Source organism: Rhizobium sp. LjRoot98 (assembly GCF_964252935.1).
Classification (GTDB): domain Bacteria; phylum Pseudomonadota; class Alphaproteobacteria; order Rhizobiales; family Rhizobiaceae; genus Pararhizobium.
In genome coordinates this window covers 34,914-57,455 of sequence record NZ_CAXUPW020000003.1, presented here as the reverse complement: position 1 = coordinate 57,455, position 22,542 = coordinate 34,914, and the positions used below count along the sequence as shown (strand labels likewise).

17 protein-coding genes are annotated in these 22,542 nt (G+C 60.4%); 10 read left to right on the top strand and 7 right to left on the bottom strand.

The window, feature by feature from the left end:
- Positions 1 to 7 precede the first annotated feature (7 nt).
- From ACSQ3J_RS12195 to ACSQ3J_RS12180, 4 genes are all read left to right on the top strand, one after another.
- Entirely contained in the window at positions 8 to 1,027 is a 1,020-nt protein-coding gene (locus ACSQ3J_RS12195; RefSeq protein ID WP_060502488.1) for a zinc-binding alcohol dehydrogenase family protein, read from the top strand.
- Positions 1,028 to 1,266: 239 nt separating this feature from the next.
- The gene (gene phaZ, locus ACSQ3J_RS12190) at positions 1,267 to 2,541 is read left to right on the top strand and encodes a polyhydroxyalkanoate depolymerase (RefSeq protein WP_060502487.1); all 1,275 of its coding nucleotides are present in this window, start codon (positions 1,267 to 1,269) and stop codon (positions 2,539 to 2,541) included.
- 143 nt (positions 2,542 to 2,684) lie between these two features.
- Positions 2,685 to 3,113, top strand: a complete 429-nt coding sequence (locus tag ACSQ3J_RS12185; RefSeq protein ID WP_060502486.1) for a DUF2852 domain-containing protein — start codon at positions 2,685 to 2,687, stop codon at positions 3,111 to 3,113.
- 120 nt (positions 3,114 to 3,233) lie between these two features.
- Positions 3,234 to 3,992: a M48 family metallopeptidase gene (locus ACSQ3J_RS12180; RefSeq protein WP_060502831.1), complete on the top strand. Its 759-nt coding sequence runs from the start codon at positions 3,234 to 3,236 to the stop codon at positions 3,990 to 3,992.
- 12 nt (positions 3,993 to 4,004) lie between these two features.
- Here the strand turns inward: ACSQ3J_RS12180 and ACSQ3J_RS12175 are convergent, their stop codons facing one another.
- On the bottom strand, positions 4,005 to 4,205 hold the full coding sequence (locus ACSQ3J_RS12175) for a YqaE/Pmp3 family membrane protein (RefSeq protein ID WP_060502830.1): 201 nt from the start codon (positions 4,203 to 4,205) through the stop codon (positions 4,005 to 4,007).
- Between the two features lie 132 nt (positions 4,206 to 4,337).
- On the opposite strand from ACSQ3J_RS12175, the gene ACSQ3J_RS12170 reads away from it, so the two are divergent.
- The 6 genes from ACSQ3J_RS12170 (at position 4,338) to ACSQ3J_RS12145 (ending at position 10,188) form a co-directional block, all read left to right on the top strand.
- Complete coding sequence (locus tag ACSQ3J_RS12170; protein WP_060502829.1) at positions 4,338 to 5,018, top strand: phosphoribosylanthranilate isomerase; 681 nt, start codon at positions 4,338 to 4,340, stop codon at positions 5,016 to 5,018.
- Positions 5,015 to 6,235, top strand: a complete 1,221-nt coding sequence (gene trpB / locus ACSQ3J_RS12165) for a tryptophan synthase subunit beta (protein WP_060502485.1) — start codon at positions 5,015 to 5,017, stop codon at positions 6,233 to 6,235. Before ACSQ3J_RS12170 ends, trpB begins: the two co-directional genes overlap by 4 nt.
- A gap of 4 nt (positions 6,236 to 6,239) precedes the next feature.
- Positions 6,240 to 7,079: a tryptophan synthase subunit alpha gene (trpA, locus tag ACSQ3J_RS12160; protein ID WP_060502484.1), complete on the top strand. Its 840-nt coding sequence runs from the start codon at positions 6,240 to 6,242 to the stop codon at positions 7,077 to 7,079.
- A gap of 50 nt (positions 7,080 to 7,129) precedes the next feature.
- Positions 7,130 to 8,044 (top strand): acetyl-CoA carboxylase, carboxyltransferase subunit beta, encoded by a 915-nt coding sequence (gene accD, locus ACSQ3J_RS12155; RefSeq protein WP_060502483.1) that lies wholly within the window; start codon positions 7,130 to 7,132, stop codon positions 8,042 to 8,044.
- A 127-nt stretch (positions 8,045 to 8,171) separates the two neighbouring features.
- Positions 8,172 to 9,515: a bifunctional folylpolyglutamate synthase/dihydrofolate synthase gene (locus ACSQ3J_RS12150; RefSeq protein ID WP_060502482.1), complete on the top strand. Its 1,344-nt coding sequence runs from the start codon at positions 8,172 to 8,174 to the stop codon at positions 9,513 to 9,515.
- A gap of 43 nt (positions 9,516 to 9,558) precedes the next feature.
- Positions 9,559 to 10,188, top strand: coding sequence for a GNAT family N-acetyltransferase (locus ACSQ3J_RS12145; RefSeq protein WP_060502481.1), 630 nt, complete (start codon positions 9,559 to 9,561; stop codon positions 10,186 to 10,188).
- A gap of 58 nt (positions 10,189 to 10,246) precedes the next feature.
- On the opposite strand, the gene trxA is transcribed toward ACSQ3J_RS12145, so the two are convergent.
- The 6 genes from trxA to ACSQ3J_RS12115 form a co-directional block, all read right to left on the bottom strand.
- Positions 10,247 to 10,570 (bottom strand): thioredoxin, encoded by a 324-nt coding sequence (trxA, locus tag ACSQ3J_RS12140; protein WP_037097525.1) that lies wholly within the window; start codon positions 10,568 to 10,570, stop codon positions 10,247 to 10,249.
- A 90-nt stretch (positions 10,571 to 10,660) separates the two neighbouring features.
- Positions 10,661 to 14,221, bottom strand: coding sequence for a double-strand break repair helicase AddA (gene addA, locus ACSQ3J_RS12135; protein ID WP_060502828.1), 3,561 nt, complete (start codon positions 14,219 to 14,221; stop codon positions 10,661 to 10,663).
- Positions 14,211 to 17,402 carry a double-strand break repair protein AddB gene (addB, locus tag ACSQ3J_RS12130; protein WP_436039253.1) on the bottom strand — a complete coding sequence of 1,064 codons (3,192 nt, stop codon included), beginning with the start codon at positions 17,400 to 17,402 and terminating at the stop codon, positions 14,211 to 14,213. Before addB ends, addA begins: the two co-directional genes overlap by 11 nt.
- 4 nt (positions 17,403 to 17,406) lie before the next feature.
- On the bottom strand, positions 17,407 to 18,141 hold the full coding sequence (locus ACSQ3J_RS12125) for a nucleotidyltransferase family protein (protein WP_060502827.1): 735 nt from the start codon (positions 18,139 to 18,141) through the stop codon (positions 17,407 to 17,409).
- A gap of 41 nt (positions 18,142 to 18,182) precedes the next feature.
- Entirely contained in the window at positions 18,183 to 19,670 is a 1,488-nt protein-coding gene (gene tsaE / locus ACSQ3J_RS12120; RefSeq protein WP_060502479.1) for a tRNA (adenosine(37)-N6)-threonylcarbamoyltransferase complex ATPase subunit type 1 TsaE, read from the bottom strand.
- Positions 19,670 to 22,150 (bottom strand): sensor histidine kinase, encoded by a 2,481-nt coding sequence (locus ACSQ3J_RS12115; RefSeq protein ID WP_060502478.1) that lies wholly within the window; start codon positions 22,148 to 22,150, stop codon positions 19,670 to 19,672. The genes tsaE and ACSQ3J_RS12115 overlap by 1 nt, the downstream gene beginning before the upstream one ends.
- Positions 22,151 to 22,542 lie beyond the last annotated feature (392 nt).

The window sequence follows — 22,542 nt, the reverse complement described above, 5'->3', positions numbered from 1 at the left end:
GCCTGCCATGAAAGCGGCTATCTGCCCGGAACCCGGGCGCCTGGATATCATCGACAGACCAGCGCCGGGCGCGCCGCCAAAAGGCTGGGCGCGGCTGGCGGTCAGCCATGTCGGCATCTGCGGCACCGACTATCATATTTTCGAGGGCAAACATCCCTATCTCGAATATCCCCGGATCATGGGGCATGAAATCTCGGCAACGGTGATCGAATCCGGCGAAGGAGTTTCGCTGACACCGGGCACGGCCGTCATCGTCAATCCGTATCTTTCGTGCGGGACCTGCGTCGCCTGCCGCAAGGACAAGCCGAACTGCTGCACCGCAATCAAGGTTCTGGGCGTGCATACGGATGGCGCGCTCTGCGAGGAAATCCTCGTCCCCGAAACCAATCTTTATCCGGCTGGCGATCTTTCGCTGGAAGCGGCGGCAACTGTTGAGTTCCTGGCCATCGGTGCCCATGCGGTTCGACGCTCGCTGGTGCCTGCCGGGTCACGGGCTCTGGTCATCGGCGCTGGGCCGATTGGCCTCGGCACTGCGCTGTTCTCCCGCATCGCCGGCCATCAGGTCACGTTGCTCGATGCCAGCGCCGAGCGTTTGCAGATGGCCGAAGAACGGTTGGGTTTTGCGGAAGGAATATTGGCCGGGGATGGCGCTTTGGACGCCGTATTGTCGGTCACAGGTGGCGACGGTTTCGATGTTGTCTTCGACGCCACCGGCTTTGGCGGTTCGATGGAGAAATCCTTCTCGTTCGTTGCCCACGGTGGCTGTCTGGTTTTCGTCAGCGTCGTGAAGGACGACATCCGCTTCTCCGATCCCGAATTTCACAAGCGAGAAATGATGCTGGTCGGCAGCCGCAATGCCACCCGGCAGGATTTCGAGCATGTGGCGGCATCCATCCGTGCCGGGCATGTTCCGGTCTCCTCGCTGATCACACATCGGACAACTCTGGACGCCGTCGTCACCGACCTGCCACGCTGGGCGCATGAAAAGGCCGGACTGATCAAAGCTGTGGTCAAGGTTTCCTCTTAGCCAAATGGTTGAGCGATGCGGTCTCTCGCGTCGATAGTCTCGGGCAAGCACCTTTACTTACTATCAAGTCCTCTGTGGCAGGCTGAACCTTGTCACAGAAGCGTTGCGGCATATTTATTGCGTCGCACAAGAAAAGTGCTAGTGTCGGCCTCGCTTGCGGACACGAACAAGAAGAATTGCAAGGTTGCGTCCGGTTGGGAGCGGCGTTGTCGTTTACGGTAACAAGGAGAACGCTTCCAATGTTCTACCAGCTTTACGAATTGAACCATGCAATGATGGCCCCCTGGCGCGCTGCGGCCGACGCCATGCGGCTGGCCTATGCCAATCCGCTCAATCCTATTTCACATACCTATATGGGCAGGGCGGCCGCTGCCGGTCTCGAAGTCTTCGAACGCACAACGCGCCGCTACGGCAAGCCGGAGTTCGGCCTGCCCGAAACCGTTGTCGATGGAGTCCCGGTTGCGGTGCGGGAACGGATCATCTGGCGCGAGCCGTTCTGTAATCTTATCCATTTCCAGCGCGCGTTACCGAAGGGCCGGGCATCCGATCCCAAGGTTCTGATCGTCGCGCCGATGTCCGGCCACTACGCCACGCTGCTGCGCGGTACCGTCGAAGCGCTGTTGCCGCAGTCGGATATCTACATCACCGACTGGATCGATGCCCGCACGGTGCCGTTGACCGAAGGGACGTTCGATCTCGACGATTACATCGACTACGTCATCCAGATGCTGCATTTCCTTGGGCCTGACACCCATGTTATCGCCGTCTGTCAGCCGGCGGTGCCGGTGCTGGCGGCAGTTGCTTTGATGGAAGCCAATGACGATCCGCTGTCGCCGTCTTCGATGACGCTGATGGGTGGGCCGATCGATACGCGCATCAACCCGACAGCAGTCAATCAGCTCGCCAAGGACAAGCCACTCAAGTGGTTCCGCGATAATGTGGTGATGCCGGTGCCGTTTCCGCAGGCGGGTTTCATGCGTCCGGTCTATCCGGGCTTCCTGCAGTTGTCCGGCTTCATGTCGATGAACCTCGACCGCCACCTGACAGCCACCAAGGATTTCTTCGAACATCTCGTCAAGAACGACGGCGACGCTGCCGAAAAGCACCGCGATTTCTATGATGAATATATGGCGGTGATGGATCTGACGGCGGAATTCTACCTGCAGACCGTCGAAACCGTCTTCATGCGCCATGCGCTGCCGAAGGGCGAGATGATGCATCGGGGCCAGCGGGTGGATACGACGGCGATCCGGAAAGTGGCCCTTTTGACGGTCGAAGGCGAGAACGACGATATTTCCGGCGTTGGCCAGACGCAGGCGGCGCAGACGATCTGTACCAATATCCCCGACAGTATGCGCCTGCACTACATGCAGCCGGATGTTGGCCATTATGGTGTTTTCAACGGTTCGCGTTTCCGCCGCGAAATCGCACCGCGCATCGCCGCGTTCCAACGCGAACATGCCCGCAGCGCCAAGCCGGTACGCCGGGTCATCAAGGGCGGCAAAACCGCCTGAGCGCATAGCATATCGATTTCATGGATGGATATCAGAGGCTTGCCGGATTTTGCGGACAATTGTCTTGTACACCGCTGGGCCTCTTCCCATCTCGTAATAAGCGGGCCCAAGGAGAGGCCCACTTTTAGCGAGGACTTCTGAACATGAACCAATCTGCATTGATCCGTCCTGACTGGACGCCAGCGACCATTGCCATGATGGTGCTCGGTTTCGTGATTTTCTGGCCGCTTGGGCTTGCCATGCTTGCCTATATCCTGTTCGGCGAACGGCTGAAGGGCTTCAAGAGGGATGCCAACAACAGCGTCGATGGCTTCTGCTCGTCCTTCAAGCGCAAAAGCCAGCGTTATGGCCGTCCGAACTTCGGCACCGGCAATGTCGCCTTCGACGACTGGCGCGATGCCGAGCTCGCCCGCCTTGACGAGGAACGCCGCAAGCTCGACGAAATGCGCGAACAGTTCGACGACTACGCCCGCGAACTTCGCCGCGCCAAGGATCAGGAAGAGTTCGACCGCTTCATGCGCGATCGCAATTCCGGCGGTTCAGGCTCGGTCCCGGGCTTCCCGGCCAATTGATCGGGTCATCCGCAAAACAAACAAAACCGGCATCCGCAAAGGTGCCGGTTTTTCTTTTCTATGCGGTCTTGCTTGTTCAGGATCATGCGTCCTTCAAACGAATCGGTTATCAAGACACTCATGTTCTCCCTGCTTCGAAAGCCGCGTCAGCCCAAATCCCCGCCGCCACCGGTGACGCGGACGATTGACGTTGCCGGCAAGGTGATGCCGTTGACCATTCGCCAGAATGCGCGGGCAACACGGATGACCTTGCGTATCGAACCGGGTGGCCGCGCCTTGAAGATGACCATTCCGGCCGGATTGCCTGAGCGCGAGATCAACGCTTTTCTCGATCGCCATCAGGGATGGCTGATGACCAAGCTTGCCCGGTTTTCCGGCGAGAGTGTTCTGGAAGAGGGGGGCACTATTCTGTTGCGCGGCGTTGCCCACCGGATCGAGCGGACTGGCAAGCTGCGCGGATTGACGGAAGCCGTAACCATTGATGACGAACCGGTTTTGCTCGTCAGCGGTGCCGAGGAGCACCTACGCCGCCGGATTGCGGATTTCCTGAAGAAGGAAGCCCGCAAGGATCTGGAGCGTCTGGTGTCGGTTTATGCCCGGATGGTCGGCCGCAAGGTGAAATCGCTGAGCTTCAAGGATACCCGTAGCCGCTGGGGCTCCTGCGCCGCCGATGGTGCCCTGAGCTTTTCCTGGCGCATCGTCATGGCGCCGCCGAAAGTGATCGACTATCTCGCCGCCCATGAAGTCTCGCATCTGCGCGAGATGAACCATGGGCCGGACTTCTGGGATTTGTGTGAAGAGCTTTGCCCGGCGATGGACGATGCCAAGCGCTGGCTGAAGCGCAATGGCACGATGCTGCATGCAATCGACTTCGATTGAGCCCGTGTGGCCTTAGCGCCGGTACTGGCTGCCCAGCGCTTCCCTGATCTTCTCGTCGGTCTTGTACTGGCTGAGCGCATAGACCGACCAGATCGCGGCTGGAATCCAGCCGATCAGCGTAATCTGCAGAATCAGGCAGACAATGCCGGCAATCGGCCGGCCGATGGTGAAAAACTGAAGCCAGGGCAGGATGAGGGCAAGCAGAAGGCGCATGATGGTCTCCGTGATCGTCAAACGCGATATGGGTCCACCATCCTGCATATGCAATGGTGGAAGCCCGTTCACGCCGCCTTTTGCCGTGTTTTGCGCTCGACTCCGACGGAATTTCATGTCAGTTCGCTGTGCATGAAAACGGAAGTCAAAATTTGCGGACTGAAGACTGAAGAGGCCGTGGATCGGGCCGTGGCGCTCGGTGCGGGCTACACGGGTTTCATCTTCTTTCCGAAGAGCCCGCGTAATATCGAGCCTGATGATGCCGGCCGGCTAGCTGAGCGCATTCGAGGCAAGGCGAAGATCGTCGCGGTCACCGTCGATGCGGATAATGACGATCTAGACGAAATCGTCTCGGCGCTGTCGCCGGACATTCTCCAGCTTCACGGCAACGAAAGCCCCGAGCGTGTCCTGAACGTCAAGGCGGTCTACGGATTGCCGGTCATCAAGGCGCTGTCCATTCGCGACGCTGATGATCTGAAGCGGATCGAACCCTATATAGGGATTGCCGATCGCTTTCTGTTCGACGCCAAGCCGCCGAAAGGCTCCGATCTGCCGGGTGGCAACGGTGTGTCTTTCGACTGGAAGCTTCTCGATACGCTTGACGCAAGCGTCGATTACATGCTTTCCGGTGGCTTGAACGCGGAGAATATCGGTGAAGCCCTGGCTTTGACCGGCGCTAAGGCCATTGATACGTCCTCCGGTGTCGAAAGCGCGCCGGGTGTCAAGGATCTGGGCCGCATGGAAGAATTTTTCGATGCCATCGCCCGCGCGGAAGCGGATATGGCCGGAGCATCGGCAGGGAGAAGCAAGTGAACGAGACGCCAAACCTGAATTCGTTCAAGACCGGACCCGACGAGGATGGCCGCTTCGGCATTTTCGGCGGCCGTTTCGTTGCCGAAACCCTGATGCCCTTGATCCTCGACCTGCAGGACGAGTGGAACAAGGCGAAAACCGATCCGGAATTTCAGGCTGAGCTGAAACATCTCGGCGCCCATTATATCGGCCGCCCCAGTCCACTTTATTTCGCTGAGCGCCTGACGGCCGAGCTTGGCGGCGCCAAGATCTACTTCAAGCGCGAAGAGCTCAACCATACCGGTTCGCACAAGATCAACAATTGCATCGGCCAGATCCTGCTCGCCAAGCGCATGGGCAAGACCCGCATCATTGCCGAAACCGGTGCAGGCCAGCATGGCGTGGCCTCCGCCACTGTTGCTGCTCGCTTCGGTCTTCCTTGCGTCGTCTATATGGGCGCCACCGATGTCGAGCGTCAGGCGCCGAACGTCTTCCGCATGAAGCTGCTCGGCGCTGAGGTCAAGCCGGTGACGGCTGGTTCCGGCACGTTGAAGGACGCGATGAACGAGGCGCTGCGCGACTGGGTCACCAATGTCGACGACACCTATTATCTGATCGGCACGGCAGCTGGCCCGCATCCCTATCCGGAAATGGTGCGCGATTTCCAGGCCGTGATCGGCACGGAGGCCCGCGCGCAGATGCTGGAAGCCGAAGGCCGCCTGCCGGATCTGGTTGTCGCGGCTGTCGGTGGCGGATCGAATGCGATCGGCATCTTCCATCCGTTCCTGGACGATGAATCTGTCAAGATCGTTGGCGTCGAGGCTGGTGGCAAGGGGCTGGAAGGCGACGAGCATTGCGCATCGATCACGGCCGGATCGCCGGGCGTGCTGCATGGCAATCGCACCTATCTGCTGCAGGACAGCGACGGGCAGATCAAGGAAGGCCATTCGATTTCGGCCGGCCTCGATTATCCCGGCATCGGCCCGGAACATTCCTGGCTCGCCGATATCGGCCGCGTCGAATATGTGCCGATCATGGACCACGAGGCATTGGAAGCCTTCCAGACGCTGACGCGCCTCGAAGGCATCATTCCAGCGTTGGAGCCGAGCCACGCGATCGCCGAAGTGATCAAGCGCGCGCCCAAAATGCGCAAGGACGAGATCATCCTGATGAACCTCTCCGGCCGCGGCGACAAGGATATCTTCACCGTCGGAAAACTGCTTGGAATGGGGCTGTAACAGCATGACCGCACGCATGGACAAACGATTTGCCGATCTGGCAGCCGAAGGCCGGCCGGCGCTGGTCACCTATTTCATGGCAGGCGATCCGGATTTCGAGACGTCGCTGGCGATCATGAAGGCGCTGCCGTCGGCCGGTTCCGATATTATCGAGCTCGGCATGCCCTTTTCTGATCCGATGGCCGACGGCCCGGCAATCCAGCTGGCCGGTCAGCGCGCCCTGAAGGGCGGCCAGACGCTGGTCAAGACGCTGGAAATCGCCCGCCGTTTCCGCGCCGACGACCAGGACACGCCGATCGTTCTGATGGGGTACTACAACCCGATCTATATCCACGGCGTCGACCGTTTTCTCGACGATGCGCTGGAAGCGGGTATCGACGGCCTGATCGTCGTCGACCTGCCGCCGGAAATGGATGACGAGCTGTGCATCCCGGCGTTGAAGAAGGATATCAACTTCATTCGCCTGGCAACACCGACCACCGACGACAAGCGGTTGCCGAAGGTTCTCGAAAATACCTCCGGTTTCGTCTATTATGTCTCGATGAACGGTATCACCGGCTCGGCTCTGCCGGATCCCGCCCTCATCGGCGGTGCCGTGCAGCGGATCAAGGGGCACACGAAACTTCCGGTCTGTGTCGGCTTTGGCGTCAAGACGGCTGAACATGCCCGCGCCATTGGCGCGTCGGCGGATGGTGTTGTTGTTGGCACCGCCATCGTCAACCAGGTGGCGTCCAGCCTGACCGAGGACGGACACTCAACAGGGGCAACGGTGCCAGGCGTGGAAACGCTGGTTCGTGGCCTCGCAGCCGGCGTTCGTTCCGCGAAACTTGTCGCGGCCGAATAAATGCCCATATTCTGGGCCACGACCGGTTTTGACTATTCAGGAGTTTGGATTTGAACTGGATCACAAATTACGTTCGACCGAAGATCAACTCGATGCTCGGCCGCCGGGAAGTTCCGGAAAATCTCTGGATCAAATGCCCGGAAACCGGCGAGATGGTGTTTCACCGCGATCTCGAGGAAAACAAGTGGGTCATCCCCGCCTCTGGCTTCCATATGAAGATGCCGGCCAAGGCGCGGTTGAAGGACCTGTTCGATGATGGCGTCTACGAGGCCCTGCCGCAGCCGAAGGTGGCGCAGGACCCGCTGAAGTTCCGCGATTCGAAGAAATATGTCGATCGCCTGCGTGACAGCCGGATCAAGACTGATCTGGAAGACACGATCGTCGCCGGTGTTGGCCGCTGCCGCGGCGTCAAGCTGGTTGGCGTCGTGCACGAATTCAACTTCATGGGCGGCTCGCTCGGCATGGCTGCCGGGGAAGCGATCGTCAAGGCATTCGAAAAGGCCATCGCTGAAAAGTGCCCGCTGGTGATCTTCCCGGCTTCGGGCGGCGCCCGCATGCAGGAAGGCATCCTTTCGCTGATGCAGCTGCCGCGCACGACCGTTGCGGTGCAGATGCTCAAGGAAGCAGGCCTCCCCTATATCGTCGTGCTGACAAACCCGACCACGGGTGGCGTCACGGCATCCTATGCCATGCTGGGCGATCTGCATCTGGCCGAGCCGGGTGCTGAAATCTGCTTTGCCGGCAAGCGCGTCATCGAGCAGACCATTCGCGAAAAGCTGCCGGAAGGTTTCCAGACCTCGGAATACCTGATGGAACACGGCATGATCGACATGGTGGTCAAGCGTCACGATATTCCAGACACGCTGGCTCGCGTGCTGAAAATCCTGACGAAGAAGCCGGTGGATGCTGCAAAGCTCAACGGCAGTGCAGCGCTTGCCGCCATTCCAATGGCAGCCAGCGCCTGAGTTGCCACGCGTAGGGCGGTCGGGATTGACCGGTCGCCCGCAAGCTATTTAAATCATTTGAGATTGGCGCGTCTTGAGCGCGCTTGAATGCGCGCCCGGCGCTCCAGCGGCAGTTGGAGGAGCGGTGATGACGGCGGTACAGGTCTCTGAAGCGGGGCAGGAAATCGACAAGCTGCTGGCGCTTCATCCGAAGGGCTTCGATCTTTCGCTTGACCGGATCACCCGGCTTCTCGATGTGCTTGGCAATCCGCAGGACAGGCTACCGCCGGTCATTCATGTTGCCGGCACCAATGGCAAGGGGTCGGTCACGGCCTTTTCCCGCGCCATCCTTGAGGCCGCCGGCCTCAGCGTCCACGTCCATACATCGCCGCATCTGGTCAATTGGCACGAGCGTTATCGTCTCGGCAAAAAAGGCGAACGCGGCGCGCTGGTCAGCGATGCCGTCTTGGCCGATGCCGTTCGCCGTGTCGGCGAAGCCAATGCCGGGCAAAAAATCACCGTTTTCGAAATTCTCACAGCCGTCACCTTCGTATTGTTTGCGGAGCATCCGGCCGACGTCGTCATCATCGAAGTTGGCCTCGGCGGACGTTTCGATGCGACCAATGTCATCAAGGCGCCGGCCGTTTCCGTGATCATGCCGATCTCGCTCGATCATCAGGCCTACCTCGGCGATCGCGTCGAATTGATTGCTGCCGAAAAGGCCGGGATCATGAAGCGCGGCTGCCCGGTGGTGATCGGTCATCAGGAAGAAGACACCGCGCGGGATGTTCTGATCTCGATTGCCGAACGGCTGAAATGCCCCCTCTCGGTCTATGGGCAGGACTTTATGGCCCATGAGGAATTCGGACGTCTGGTCTATCAGGATGAATTCGGTCTGGCCGACCTGCCGGTACCGCGTCTGCCCGGGCGCCATCAATACGCCAATGCGGCTGCCGCCATCCGGGCAGTGAAAGCTGCCGGGTTCGATATCTCCGATACTGTCATCGATAAAGGTTTGACCACTGTTGAATGGCCTGGCCGCCTGCAGCGCTTGACAGAAGGCAATCTGGCGCGTCTGGCGCCGGAAGGGTCGGAAATCTGGGTTGATGGCGGGCACAATCCCGGCGCCGGTCAGGTTATCGCCGAAACCATGGCCAATCTGGAAGAGCGAGACCCGAGGCCGCTGTTCATGATTATCGGCATGATCAATACAAAGGATCCGGCCGGGTATTTCCAGGCCTTCAAGGGGCTCGCCGAACAGGTGTTTACCGTGCCGATTCGCGGTTCCGATGCGGGCATTGACCCGGTGGCGCTCGCCGATGATGCAGCATCGGCCGGATTTGAAGCCGGAGCTATGTCTTCGGTTGCCGAGGCGCTGGCCGCGATCACGGCAATGTTCGATGACGATCCGGTCGCGCCGCGTATCCTGATCGGTGGCTCGCTCTATCTGGTTGGCGATGTTCTGGCCGACAATGGTACACCGCCGAAATAAAGCGGCGGCGCCACCATTCTGAATTTTTGAACAGAGAAGATGAATGCGCGACAAGAATCCTGAACTGCCAGAGGGCTATTCGCCTGTGCCGGCCGGCAAGGTTGCCAATGTGGTGACATTTCTGGAGATGCGTCAGCGTCCGGCGGAAATGGCTGATTTGCCGGAACTGCCACTGACGCTGATGCGCCTCGGCCCTGAGAATCTGGATATCTACCGGCGGCTGTTTCGCGAGGTCGGCGAGGATTGGCTATGGGGCTCGATGCTTGATGTCAGCGATGAGGACGTGCGCGGCATTCTCGCCAATCCGTCAATGGAGACCTATTCGTTACGCGACGGTGGCCGTGATGTCGGCCTGCTCGAACTCGATTTCCGCGTGTCCGGCGAATGCGAAGTGGTCTATTTCGGCGTGATCAAAGATGCGATCGGCAAGGGTACGGGACGCCTTCTGATGAACCAGGCGATTACCAAGGCCTGGGCGCATCCAATAAATCGGTTCTGGCTGCACACCTGCACGTTCGATCATCCGGCCGCCGTCGGCTTCTATCAGCGCTCCGGCTTCAAGCCTTACAAGCTGATGGTCGAGGTCCACGATGATCCGCGTCTGACAGGCCTGCTGCCGAAAACCGCCGCACCACACGTTCCATTGCTGGAACCTGCAACCGGCGCTGAATGATCTGATAAACGAAAAAAGCCCGGTTTCCCGGGCTTTTTGATTCCACTTGGAATTTCACTTACGCAGCAGCGTTGGAAATCCACGAGGTCAGGGCTGTCTTCGGTGCGGCGCCAACCTTGATGTCGGCAACTTCGCCGGCCTTGAACATGGCAAGTGTCGGGATCGAGCGAACGCCATACTGGGCGGCGATTTCCGGGTTCTCGTCGATGTTGACCTTGGCAACCTTGACCTTACCGGCCAATTCAACAGAAATTTCTTCCAGGCTCGGAGCGATCATCTTGCACGGGCCGCACCATTCGGCCCAGAAATCAACGATGACAGGCTCGACGGAGTTCAGGACTTCGTCCTGAAAATTGGAAGTATCGACTTTTACGGTAGCCATAGGCTGCTCCTTGGTTTCGAAATCGGCGTTCTTCGAACGGTTACCCATCATGTGATGGTTGAGCGTCAGCTTTTCAATCCCATTCCTATCTCACTTTGTCGCGAGGTCCACAAGACTCCTGTCCAGCATCGCCTCCGGCAGCGCGAGAACGGTGGGACCTCCGGTATAAATCAGAGCACATTGAATGTTGTGATCAGGATAGAGCGGCTGCAGCAGCGCGCGATAAATGGCCAGCTGGGCGCGGTAAACGAAAGGGATGGCTTCAGCGGAGGCGGGAATCTCGCGATTGGTCTTGAAATCAGCAATGATGATGGTGTTTGCCGATACTGCCAGCCGGTCGATCCGGCCCGACACCGCAAAGTCCCTGGCGCCGAGTTTGAGTGTGCCCATGACAGACACCTCCGCCCGGCTGCCTTCGGAAAACAGTTCGGCGAGTTCCGGGTGATCGATCACCCTCAACACCGATTCGGTCAATGCTTGCCGTTGCGGGGCGGACCAGCGCGGCACCGAGCGAAGCAGGTAACGTTCCGCTGCTGCCCGCCGTTCTTCCGGTGCGATCGACGGCAGCACCTGCAGGAACCGGTGCAGGATCGCTCCGCGCAGTAGTGACGTATCGGCGCCGGGCTTTTGCGAGAACAGGGCTGAGCCGACGACAGCTCCGCTATCCTCCTCATCGATCACCGCACCTGCGCCGGAAGGACTGAGGGGCCGGGGCAGATGCTTTTGCGGCGGCAACGGCTGCAACAGCGCCGGCGGCAGGCCGACGCGTTGAACCTCAACGGTTTCCCCGTCCTGTTCCTGCATTTGCAGGTCCCGGCCGGACGCGGAAACCTGCCAGCGATAACCGGTCCACTCCTGATCGCTGGCGGCAAATGTCATTGGTGCACTGCGGCCGCGCTCATCGGCGGAAAGGCTGGCGGTAACCATGGCATGCCAGCTTTCGGGATTGGCGCGTTTGCCCTGATAGCCACAGACGATCAGCCGGTCGGCGGCGCGCGTCATGCCGACATAGAGCAGCCGGCGGTATTCTTCCTCGGCCGCTGTTTTCAGCCGGTCGGTGTCCGCATCCACCAGCGCATTCGATGTGGCGCCCGGCGGGCGCCAGACCGGCAGCGGCATGGCGTGATCGCCCTGCTTGATCATCCTGAGGCCAGAGACATGCTGTGAATTAAAGGCCTTGCCGCCGCCATCGACCAGAAAGACGACCGGCGCTTCCAGGCCTTTGGCGGCGTGGACCGTCATGATGCGGACTTCGTTGCGCTCCTTGTCCTGCTCGCGCTTGACCGTCGGCGCTTCCATTTCCAGGCCGGAAATGAACGCCTGCAGGCCGGGAAGGCCGTTCTTTTCGTGGTCGAGGGCAAAGGTCAGGAACTCGTCGAGGATATCGCTGACCTCACTGCCCAGCCGTCCAAGGTAGGCGGCGCGTCCACCGTCCTGACCCAGAATCTGGGCGTAAAAATCATGAACGGGCAGGGTGCGCGATAGAGCCCTGTAGCGCTGCAGCTTCTGCAGGGCGGGATGATAACCGCTCGCCTCGTCGGCGCCGGAATCCAGAAGGCTTTTCCAGACACTGACGGATGGCAACCTTCCCACGGCCAACGCGGCGATATCGTCTTCGCCAAGGTTGAACAGCGGGCTTTTCAACAGGGCAGCCAGCGACAGGTCATCCTGTGGCAGAAGAACGAAACGGCCGAGCGCCATCAGGTCCTGCACCGCGATGTGGTTGGTCAGCACCAACCGGTCGGCACCGGCAACGGGAATGTTCTGCCGGGTCTTCAGAGCACGGGTCAGCGCATTGACGAACGCGTCGCGCTTGCGCACGAGAACGATGACATCGCCCGGTTGCATCGGCCGTTTGACGCCTTTCTCGATCACCGTTTCCCGGCCGATCCAGTCGGCAAGCACAGCGGCAATGCGCTGCGCCAGAATATTGGCCGGTGCATCTTCGGGCGTTGCGTCGAAGGCTGCTGTCCAGTCGTCTTCCTGAATGCTGTCGGCCGGCGCGATTGCTTCCCAGACCTCAACGAGACCGGGATGGCCGATGCGGTTGGACGCGTGCACCACGGCATCATTGCGGGCGCTGAGGCCACGGGCATGGACCGGATTTTCAAACACGGTATCGACGGCTGAGAGCACATCTTCGGTCGAGCGGAAGGAGAGCTGCAGCCGGATCGGGCTGAAGATCTTGCCGCCATCGCGAACCCGCCGCTCGGTCTCGATGCTCTCATTGGAAAACCGTTCGGGCCGGGCGCCCTGGAACGAGTAGATCGACTGCTTCTCGTCGCCGACGGCAAACATCGTCCGGTTGCCGCCGCGCGCCGTTTCGCCGGAGAAGAAGTCCTCGGCGAGCGACTGGATGATCGTCCATTGTACAGGGCTGGTATCCTGCGCCTCATCGACGAGGATATGATCGATGCCTTGGTCGAGCTTGTAGTGGATCCAGCGGCTGACATCACCGCGTGACAGAAGCGTCGCCGTGCGGTTGATCAGGTCATCGAAATCCAGCTGGCTGCGGCTTTTCTTGATGTCCTCATAGTCGTTGTTCAGCCGGTCGGCGAGCACCAGCGCGGCCTTGGTTGCGTCGAACATCGCAATCAGGTTGAGCCTGTCTATGGCAGCGATGACATGATCGCGGGCAGCATTGACAATGCCCTCCAGATCCGGCGCCTTGTCGCGTATTCCCTTGGACAGGAACGTCGAATCGGCCCTCGGTTTTCCGGACTTGGTGAAGAACAGGTCCTTCAGCGCGTTATAGCGTTGCAGCGGCTCGACGAGCTTGGCGGCTGCGCGCAGGCCATCGGCAAAATCCGTAACCTTGGTGCCACCGCTTGAGAGTGCAATGCCGATGTAACGCTCTAGCGCCGCGCCGTTCAGTCCCTTCAACGGCCAGAAGCCGGCTATTGCTGTTTGCGTTGTTTCATCGGGTTCGAGCCCCAGAGCCAGGCGAAGCGCCGGATCGATGCCGCCCTTGCTGGCGGCATCATCGAGAAACAGTTGGATCGGCGTGCGTTGCGCAACGATCGCCGACAGCAGTTTTTCCAGCCCGGTGTCATCGGCAAGATCGAGCACCGTGGCAAAGGCCTCGGTCAACTCGTGGTCGTCCTCGCTTGCGGTAGCCGTCAGCAGCGCCCGCCGTGCATCGGCCAACAATGTCGCAGAAGCGCGGTCGTCCAGAACGGAAAAATGACCGGCGACATTCGCTTCCAGCGGAAATTGATGCAGCAGGGCTTCGCAGAAAGCGTGGATCGTCTGGATTTTCAGGCCGCCGGGTGTTTCGAGCGCCCGCGCAAACAGGCGGCGGGCTTCCTGGCGTTTCAGAAGATCGGGCCGCTCGCCCTCGATCGCTGCGATCCTGTCGTCCAGGGCGTCATCATCCAGTGTCACCCATTCGGCCAGCCGTTCGAATACCCGGTTCGACATTTCCGACGCCGCCGCCTTGGTATAGGTCAGGCAGAGGATCGCCGAAGGCCGGCAGCCGGAGAGCAGAAGCCGGATAACCCGCTGCGTCAGCACATGCGTCTTGCCCGAGCCGGCATTGGCCGACACCCAGGCGGAGCGGGCGGGGTCGGAAGCGAGCGCTTGTTTGGCTGAGGTCCAGTCGAGCCAGGCCTGCGGCGTCGGCTCGAGCGGGCCGAAATCGTCATCCGTCATTGCTGTCATCCTCGCCTTCCGCCGTTGCCCATTCGGCAACGCGGGCCAGATGGTCGTATTCGCCGCCGTAATCGCGCTCCTTCTGGACGATCAGGCGGGAGGCGAAGCCATATTTGCCGCTCATCAGGGCAGCCAGAAGCCCGGTCAGCTCCTTCAGCGAATCCTCGGCCAATTGCTCGGCCGACTTGTTCTCGACATTGGCGCGCTCCTTGGCATGCTCGTTGTTGACCTCCTGAACGGCAAATCGTTCGCCGGGTTTCAGGCGGACGTAAAGCAGTGATTGCGGATGCTTTGCCCCGGTCTTCTGGAAGGCACCGGCCTTGAGCGCTGCGGCTTCCAGCGCCAGCTGTGGATCCAGCAAGGCGCGAGCCTCGTTGGTCGAGGGATTTGATCCAGTCTTGTAATCGATGATGACAGCGCTGCCATCGCCGAGAATATCGATGCGGTCAGCAATGCCGGTCAGCTTGATGCCGGACACGCCAAGCTCCATCGATGCGTAGAGTTCGGTAAAACTGTTCCGGATATCGGCCTGGCGGCTGATTTCCCAGTCGATAAAGGCCTTGCCGACGGCGGCAAAGCGCGGCCGCCAGACGATGTCGATATGAGCGGGCAGGGCCTGCTCGTTAAAAGCCGCGTCAAGAATCCGGCTCATTTCCTCTTGCGCTTGTGGCGATGCGGCATCCAGCTTCGCACGCACGAACCGCTCGACGATCTTGTGATACAGCGTGCCGCGTTCGGCGGCACCCGGATCGCGGTTGAATGGATCAATCGGCTGCAGGTGCAGGATGCGCCGCGCATAGACGGCATAGGGGTCGCGCCGTAGCCGGCTCACTTCGCTGAAGGAATAGCTGCGCGGCTGGTGCTCTGGCGATGGTTTCGGTTCCGGCCGTTTGGCCAGCGGCTGGGTCACACCCTGATCGAGCATTCCGGCCCATTGCTGATAATCCCGCCCGTTGTCCCGAAGCGTTGCCGCAAACGGCTTGCCGCCGACCGCCAGAAGCCGCTGCAGCCAGCGGGAGGCGACGGTCGGGGTGGCACCCTTGCGCATGGCGCGGGTCAGAATGAGCTTGCGCGTGCCGCAAGCCATCTGGAAATCGTGGGCCAGCTGGCCAATCCGCCGTTCCGGCGGTTCAAGCCCCATTGATGTTTTCATGGTGCGTGACAGGAAGGGATCGTTTGCCGTCTGGCCGGGCCAGGTGCCTTCGTTCATGCCGCCGAGAACGACCAGATCGACGCTTTGAAGGCGGGATTCGAGTGCGCCGAAAATGAACACACGCGGATGACGCATCGAGCGCGGCTTGATCGATTCGCTTGCCGACAAGGCCTCGACAATATCGCCCCATTGCGGCCCGTCTGCCGTCAGCTGGCCTTCTGTCTCGATGACGGAGCGCAACTGTGTTGCCAGTGCTTCGCCGGCTTCACCTGACCACAGCCCGGCGAGACTGCCCTGTTCATCGACGGCAACGGCTTCGAGAGCAACCCCGGTTTTTTCGGCCCATTGCGACAGCGGCAAGGCTGCCGTCAGCCCCCTGCCGCTTCTGTGATGGCGCACTAGGGTCCCCGCCAACGGCTCGGCTGCCGCGGCAATGCGCCGGGCAAGATCGCGGGCCTGTTCGATGGCCGCGTCATCGATCTGGCCGCGCCATTCCGGCAGGTGTTTCTTGCCGATTTCGTGCTGCAGCGTCTGATCGAGAAGGGTTTCCAGCTCCGAAATATCGGCGCTGCCAGTGCCGCCGCGCAGCGCCATCAGCTCCAGCGTCGTGGCGGCAGCGTTCATCGCCTCGGCCGAGAGGCCGAAACGGGCGAGCGGATGTTTGAGGAGTGCCACAATCGATACCGGGTCGCCCGGCCGCAACGCTGCTTCAAGCAGCAGACGGGTCAGGCTGCCTGGTCCGGTGGACGAGAGCGGCGTGCCGGCGGAATCGTCGGCCTCGATCCCGAAGCGCATCAGCTCAGTGGCCACGCGACGGGCCAGATCGCGGTCTGGCGTGATCAGCGCCGCCTGGCTGTCATCGTTGCCATGCAGCGCAAGCCGCAAGGCTATTGCGATAGCCGTTGCCTCCTCACGCTCATTGGTCGTTTCGATCAGCGCCGCATCGGAGAACGCAGCGGTTAGCTGAATGGGATCGATATCACCGCGTAGAGCCGTCCAGCCGCTGGTCGCCTGCACCGGCAAAAGGGCATGGGAGATCAGCTCAGCCCGGTAATCGAGATCAGGCTCCGAGTTGCCAAGAACCGAAACGTCCTGACGCGAAACCTCCATGAGCTTCAGCAGGCGGAAGAATCCGTATTGCGGATGGCTGCGGCTGGCCGAATCCGGCCTGCCGGTCAGCGTCCCGGTTTCTGGCGCGATCATCATCCACTCGGCGTCGCTCATCGTCTGGTCGAGGCCGGGAAGGACGATGGTGCCATTGGGAAGTTTCTGGACCGCCGCGATCAGCTTGGCGGTTGCCGGGATCGAGCCGGTGGAGCCGGCAATAATAATCGGACCGGTGACCTTGCCGTTCGCGATCCGCAAGGCTTCGGCCTCAAGGATGGCGTTGCGGTGGCGGGCGGGAGAGGACTGTTTCAGTTCCTCCAGCCGTGCTGGCCAATAGGTGCTGGCAATTTTCAGGAATGCCAGCGTCAGCTGCCACCAGAGTGCATGGTCAGCGTCATCGAGCTTGTCGAGCGCGTTCCAATCCAGCTCTTCCGTCTCCATCGCGTCGATGATTTCGGAGAGATTGCGGGCCAGCCAGATGGCATCGGCAGGGCTTGCCGGAGCGATCAGCGGACTTTCCGCGTGCACGTCGAGCACGGCCTTCGGCAGCTGGTTTCGCCAGGCAAGAATGAGACAGCCGAGCTCGATAAGCCGCGCAATGTTGGGCAAGGGTGGTGCGAGATCGAGGATCGCCGGGATTTCGGCATCGAAGAAGCCACTGTCATCATCGGTTTCGCCGAGCGCCCGGATCATTGGCAGGATCGCCGAGCGCCCACCAAGGCAATCCACCAGTTCAGAGCGCAGCACGCGGGCCGAGCGCCGGGTCGGCACGAAAATGGTGACGCCAGCAAGCGACAGCGGGTCGGCCGTGTCGTAGCGGAAACCCGGAACCAGTTCGCCGGAACACAGCTTCTCGACAACGGTCTTCAGGAAGGGAAGGCCGGGCGGAATGGTGAAGACGTTGGAGACCGCGTCCGTCACGTCATCAGGCTCCTGTTACAAGCTGGCGGATCGCATCTTCGGCCTGGCCGATCGCCTCGGGCGTGCCGACGGTTAGCCAGTGACCATCGAGAACGATGCCGGAAAGCCGGTTCCGGGCGATTGCCCGGTCGAAATAGATATTGAGGTTGAAGGCGTCATCCGGAGCGTCAGCGAAAAGGCCACTGTGCAGCGCGATGGCGCCGGCATAGACGACGGGATTGTCCATACCGTCTTTGTAACGCGACAGTCGCCCTTCTTGATCGAGCGAGAAATCCAGCTTGCCATTGTGTCCGGTCGTATCTTCGTTGCGCACGCAAAGCAGCGCCATGTCCATCGTTTCGGGATCGAAGAAGGATGCGAGCCGTTCGAGATTGGAGGGCGCATCCGACTTTTCTCCGACCCAGAACAGGTCGGCATTCATCACCAGAACCGGCCCCTCCGGCAGAAGCTTCAATCCCTTGGCCAACCCACCACCGGAGTTCATCAGCGCCGCCCGCTCGTCGGAAATCACGATGTTTGGCCGGCTTCGCTCAGCCAGATGCGCTTCCATCCGGTCGGCAAAATGATGGACGTTGACCGCCGCCGTCGTCACGCCTGCAGCCTCCAGAAGATCGAGCACATAGTCGATCATCGGCATGCCTGCGATCGGAACCAACGGTTTCGGCATGGTGTCGGTAATGGGGCGCAGACGGGTTCCAAGCCCCGCGGCAAGCACCATGGCGTTTTCGATGATGGACATGGGCACACGCATTCCGCTGAAGCTTCAGCCGTTGATTCGGCTTAAAGGATTCCAGCCTTTATGCACCAATCGCGCAAGGGTGCGAGCGCTTCGTGTTGCAGCGCCACTTCGAGATAGGAAAATGTCCGCGGCATGTGCTTCATGTAGAGAGGCTTGCCGTCACGCTGCATCAGCCGCACCCAGATGCCCACGAGCTTGCAATTACGCTGCGCTGACATCAGATGCCAGTCGCGCCGGAATGTCGCTTCATCGAAGGAGCCAAGAGCGTGGCGTTCGGAGCAATAGAGCGACAGCATCGCATCGCGCAGCTCTGGCTCGATCGTGACGCGGGCATCCTGCGAGATCGAGGCGACGTCATAGGCGGTCGGGCCGATCATCGAATCCTGGAAATCGATGATGCCGATCCGCTCAAAACCTGCGTGATCACCGCGCCAGATGATGTTCGGCGAATGGAAGTCCCGCAGCAGCAGTTTCTGTTCTGACGAACCCAACAGATCGATCAGTTGGTCCCAGACCGCGAAATAACCATGACGCTCGGCATCGGAAGCTTTTTCGCCGCGCTTCCAGGGCAGGTACCAGTCGAGCAGCAGACTGGTTTCGATCTTCATCGCCGTGCGGTCGAAATCGGGGATGTGGTGGGTGACGGCGCCGAGGGAAATATCCCGTGTCACGGGCTGCGCATGCAGATGCGCCAGCACGCGGGCGCTTTCCAGATAACGCTCGGCAATCGGTTGTCCCTCTGCGTCGAGAATACCCTCACTGCCGAGGTCTTCGATCAGCAGGATGCCGGCATCGAGATCGGCCTCATAGATATCCGGTGCGCAAAAGCCCTTAGTCCGAATATCGTGGGCGACGGCGACGAAGGGGATGACATCTTCGGCGATATGGGCGAGCTGCTGATAATATTTGCCGTCCTGAAGGATGGGGCCGGGCTTGTGACGGGCCGAGTCCATCAGGATGCGGGCGGGTTCGCCGGGCATGAGAATGCGTTCATAGGCACGTGCGGAAGCGTCGCCGCTCAGATGCCGGCGCTTGGCATCGCCAAGACCCTGCTGTTTGAGAAAAGCGCGGATGGCAAGGCTGCGTTCAATCCGCGCAAGGGCGGAAGCTTCGCCGGTGATCGTGACGGTGCGTCCGTCACCAAGATGAGAAAACGTGGCGGTCAGCCGTGACTTCGGCAGCGCTGCCAGGGCATTTTCCGGCCATTCCACCAGGCAGATACCCTCGGACAGGGCCTCGTCGAAACCTAGCTCGTCGAGTTCCGAAACGTCGGCCAGCCGGTAGAGATCGAAATGCGAAACCGGAATACGAAGGTCGTAGCTTTGGACCAGCGTGAAGGTCGGACTTGGAACCTCCAGCATCTCGTCGTCGGCCATGGCGCGCAGGAAGGCGCGTGCCAGTGTCGATTTGCCCGCACCAAGATCGCCCGACAGGGCGAGACAGTCGCCGGCCTTCAAGGCCAGCGCAAGGTCTTCGCCGAGCTCGATGGTCGCCGCCTCGTCCTTGAGGGTGAGCTCGATCACCTGCATTATTCCGCCGCGGCGATCTGTGGCAGTTCGCCGGATGGGATGCGGCAGGTCACTTCCGTTCCTTCGCCTTCGCGGCTTCGGATTGATACAGTTCCGTGATGCAGGCTGACGAAACTTTCGACGATTGACAGTCCAAGGCCGGCGCCACCATGCTGGCCATGGCTTTCGAACCGCTTGAATACGGTGTCGAGCACATCCTGCGGAATGCCGGCGCCGCTGTCGGTGACGCTGAACACAAAATCGCTGCCCTCGCGGCGGCACTTCAGGCTGACGGTGCTGCCGTCAGGGGCAAAATTGGCGGCGTTGGTCAAAAGCTTGATGAGGATCTGCTTCAGACGTTGATGATCGGCGACGAACAGACCCAGCATATCCGGCGTATCGATCTGCAGGGTGACGGCGCTTTCCTGCAGCCTGTCGGCCATCTGCAGCGACACTTCATCGAGGAAGTCGGTCAGGTTGATTTCCGAGAGGTCAAGCTCGACGATGCCCGCATCGACGGTTGCCAGATCGAGAATATCATTGACGATCGTCAGAAGCAGTGAGGACGAGGTGGAAATGTGATCGACATATTCCGCCTGCCGTTCCGTCAGCGATCCGAAGGTGGGCGTTTTCAGGAGGTCGGCAAAGCCGATGATATTGGTCAGCGGTGAGCGCAGTTCATAGGATACGTGCTGGACAAAATCGTTTTTCAGATGGTCCGCCATCCGCAGCGCATCGTTCTTTTCGGTCAGTGCGCGCTCGACCCTTGCGCTGTCGGTGATGTTGACGAAGGTCAGCATCGTCTGGGCGTTGGGTAGCGGGATGACGGCGAAATCGAGGATCAGGCCGGTGCGCAATTCGAGAATACCCTGGCAGGACGGGCGTTCGTCGTCGAAGCTGGTGATAAGATGCGAAAACTGCTTCCAGCCATCCGGCTGGTCGTAGGACGGCGCACAGGCCTGCTCGATGGAGCGGATATGCGTCCCTGGCTTTGCCTCGAGCTCGGTGACGCCCCAAAGTGCGCGGAAGGCCGGATTGGATAGCTTGATGCGGCCGTCGGGGCCGAACACGGCGACGCCTTCGGACAGATGGTCGATGGTCTCGCCCTGGACCTGGACCAGCGTGTTGTAGCGGGTTTCCAGATCGACTTTCTCGGTCAGGTTCTCAAACACCCAGGTTGCGCCGCCTTGCGGGCGGGCGGTGGCGAACACACGCAGGGTCTGGCCGTTGGGCAGATGCCAGAGGTCGGATTGCGTCTCGATCGCCTGATAGACAGCGAGCGCCCCATCCTTCCATTGCTTCCAGTTCAACTGTTCGGGCAGTTTGCCGGCGGCGCGCAGCCGGTCGAGGATTTCGCCATTGCCGGGCTTGCGCTCAAGGAAGCCCATGTCGAGGTCCCACAGGCGCTGGAAAGCCTGGTTGTAGAACTGCAACTGCTGACTGCCATCGAAGATCGCGACGGGCGTTGCAAGATGATCGAGCGTTTCGGCGTGGCTCTTCAGGGTGCGGTTGAGCTCCTCGCGAACGGCCTCGACATCGGAGACGTTGATCGCCATGCCGGCAGAACCGCTGGTGCTCTTGGCGTCAACCACGTCGAAGAACGTCCGGTTTCCACGCACGACGGTGGAGACCTTGTCGCGATAGGGCGAATCATAAGTGCTGATGACGCGGATTTTCTCACGGGCTACAGTTGCCAGAAGCTCACGGCTCTCCTTGACTGCAGCGGACGGATCGGCGGCTTCAACGGCTTCGGCATAGGCGTCGTTCACCCACAGAAGGGCGCCGTCCGGCCCACGCTGCCAGACAGGCAGATCGATCGCATCGAGCAGCGTGTGCAGGTTAGAAAGCGAGCCGTGCAGGCGGTCGCGTTCCATTTTCACTTCCGCAAGCTCGGCTCGCAGATTGTTCAGCGCCACGAACCGGACGAAGGCACGGCCGCCGGAAACGCGGCCCTGGGTTTCTATGATTTCGCTCCGGCTGGTTTCGACGATGAGGTCGAAGCTCTCGGCATTGGAGCGCAGCAGTTCGATGGCTCTTTCCAGCTCGGATGCCGATTGCGATTTCATCCAGCGGCCGAAAGCGAGGAAGTCACGGTCATCCTGGGGTGCGCCGGTTTCGGCCGGTAGCTGGCCGAGAAATTCGGGTTTGTTCGACTGGCCTTCCCAGACGACAATGCGCCGGTTCTTGTCGGCGATCAGCGCCTGGAATCGCGAAATCCGATGGTTGGCATCGGCCAGCGCCGTGTTCAGTTCCCGGTTGTCGATTTCCATATTGCCGCGCTGGCGGATCAGCCAGATAGCGGAGAGCATTGCCGCAGAAACGATGCCGATCAGCACGGAAAAGGTGACGACTTCGGACGAACCGAAGAGGTTGGCTGTTGCGACGCCCTCAGCCGCCGCAAAAGCAGGGCAAGCAAAAGCGACGAGCGTCGAGCTTGCCATGAACCGGCGCAACAGGGACGGAATCCGGCTGCCGACGCGTTTCAAAGGACCTGTTTCCATGGCGTGCTTCCCCGTTTGCACCACATATGACCAATGTGCCGGAAAACCCGAATCACGTGATCATCTGTGTATTCAATACCTTGAAGCGTGCCCCGGCCTTTCGGCCAGGTAACGTTCAAAGCTCATTCGCCTGGGTGCAAATCGCCACGCAGTACCAAATCGAAATCCCGCCAGGGCAGGCCTCGTTCAAATCCGATTGCAGTCCGGCATGTCTTCGTCTGTTTGCCGCCTCAACGACAAGACATCCCATTCGCGACGCGTCTGTTCCGCATCTTCGTCACGAATCATTGTGCCAAAAACATACGCCTTCGGGGAATCCTCGGGAAGGGCAGGGCAAAAAAAGAGGCCACGATCTTTTGTCAAGATCGCGGCCTCTATATGTTGTGGATTAT